We start from the raw sequence: 1,717 nt of genomic DNA on the forward strand, positions 1-1,717 counted from the left end.
TACGCCATCTGGATCGCCGCGTCCGCCGCCGAGGTGGCCTTCGCCGTCTTCGCGGTGCCGTCCCCGACCGCCGCCGCGGTGCCGCCGCCGCCGAACCCGCCGGCCACGATCGCCGGGATGGACCGGTTCATCGCCTTCGCCATCAGGTTCGTCAGGATCGAACCCGACGCCCCGACGATCATGCCGGCCACGATCATCGCCTGATTGTTCAGGGCCAGACCCGCCGCCGCCGCGGACAGACCGGTCAGCGCGTTGAGCAGCGAGATCACCACGGGCATGTCGGCGCCGCCGATCGGCAGCACCACCATCAACCCGAGCACCGCCGCCAACACCAGCACCCCGACGATCCACCACTGCGACGTGGGTCCGGTCGGGTCGATCGCCTTGACCCCGATCGCCACCGCCAACGCGACCGCCCCGATCAGCAGCACCGCATTGAGCGGCTGCTGCAGTCTGCCGATGCCGATCGGCCGGCCCGGCAGCGTCTCCTGCAGCTTCAGGAACGCGATCACCGAACCCCAGAACGAGATCGACCCGATGACCGCCGCGAACAACGACGCGATCACGATGTGCACCGTCGGCGACTCACCATGTTGGAAGGCGGTGAACCCGTCCGAATCCAAAAATTCCGCATACGCGATCAGCGCGACGGTGCCACCACCGACACCGTTGAACAACGCCACCAACTGCGGCATCGCGGTCATCTTCGTCCGCAACGCCGGCGGCACCCCCAGCACCACACCGATCACCAGACCGGCGACGATCAGCACCCAGTTGGAGGTGTCCCGGATCGAGATCAGGGTCGCGACCACGGCCACCCCCATGCCGACCGCGGCGATCTGGTTACCGCGGACCGCGGTCTTCGGGCCGGTCAGACCCATCAGACCGTAGATGAACATCGAGAACGCCACGATGTAGAGCACGTTGACGAGGTACTCCATTACCGGTCCCCACCCTTCTCAGACACAGCGGCGGGCGCAGCGGGCTTGGACTTGAACATGCCCAGCATCCGGTCGGTCACCACGAAACCACCGACCACGTTGATCGTTCCGAACACCAGCGCCACGAACAGGATCACCTGCAACCCCCACGGCGGGTTCTCCACCTTGCCGAGCACCACCAGGGCACCGAGCACCACGATGCCGTGGATCGCGTTCGTCCCCGACATCAGCGGGGTATGCAACGTGTTCGGGACCTTCGAGATCACCGCGAACCCCACGAACCCCGACAACACCAGGATCGCGATATTCGCCAACAACTCCGCATACATCTACGACACCTCCTCGTGGATTGGCGCACTGATGCCTGCGCCGTATTCGTCGATGTTCTCGTAGAATTCGCGTATCCGGCGAGGCGCCATCAGGTGGTCGAGGAAGATCGCCACCGGTATCGCCGCGATTCGAAAAAGACTGGAGATCATGAGATTTCCTTGTGCTCGTCAGAAGCTCGATCGAGATCGATTGGAGTGCTGTACGAGAAGTCGAAGTGCGCGTAGTTATGTTGGGGCACCAGCGTCCATATGATGAACGCACCGAGCCGGTGCGCGAGTTTAATGAGACCTGTTGTGGACATCTATTTTCCGTCCTCACGGGTGACGCAGGACGCGGCGAGGACCTCGTCCGAGAAATCGGGGGCCAGGACGCCGTCGACGAGCATCAGCTCCAGCAGCGCGGAGATGTTCTTCGAGTACAGCTCGGAGGCGTGCTCGGGCATGCTG

Annotated in this window: 3 protein-coding genes and 1 pseudogene; all 4 read right to left on the reverse strand. The window is 64.0% G+C overall.

Translation table 11 applies throughout. The annotated features are described in order from the left end of the window. A partial coding sequence (locus tag MLGJGCBP_RS19440; RefSeq protein WP_160097624.1) for an NAD(P)(+) transhydrogenase (Re/Si-specific) subunit beta occupies window positions 1-941 on the reverse strand: 941 nt, incomplete at its 3' end. Further along, window positions 941-1,270 carry an NAD(P) transhydrogenase subunit alpha gene (locus MLGJGCBP_RS19445; protein WP_160097625.1) on the reverse strand — a complete coding sequence of 110 codons (330 nt, stop codon included), beginning with the start codon at window positions 1,268-1,270 and terminating at the stop codon, window positions 941-943. The genes MLGJGCBP_RS19440 and MLGJGCBP_RS19445, both read right to left, overlap by 1 nt. Then, a complete protein-coding gene (locus MLGJGCBP_RS19450) occupies window positions 1,271-1,420 on the reverse strand; it encodes a hypothetical protein (protein ID WP_160097626.1) in 150 nt (49 codons plus the stop codon). Window positions 1,421-1,572: 152 nt separating this feature from the next. Next, window positions 1,573-1,717 (reverse strand): annotated as a pseudogene (locus MLGJGCBP_RS19455) (NAD(P)(+) transhydrogenase (Re/Si-specific) subunit alpha); the annotation flags it as partial.

This window comes from Rhodococcus sp. T7, from assembly GCF_009872365.1.
In the GTDB taxonomy this organism is placed as follows: Bacteria; Actinomycetota; Actinomycetes; order Mycobacteriales; family Mycobacteriaceae; genus Rhodococcus_F.

Coding starts and splice junctions, on each gene's coding strand:
- MLGJGCBP_RS19445 (WP_160097625.1), bottom strand. CDS start 1,270: ATGTATGCGGAGTTGTTGGCGAATATCGCGATCCTGGTGTTGTCGGGG.
- MLGJGCBP_RS19450 (WP_160097626.1), bottom strand. CDS start 1,420: ATGATCTCCAGTCTTTTTCGAATCGCGGCGATACCGGTGGCGATCTTC.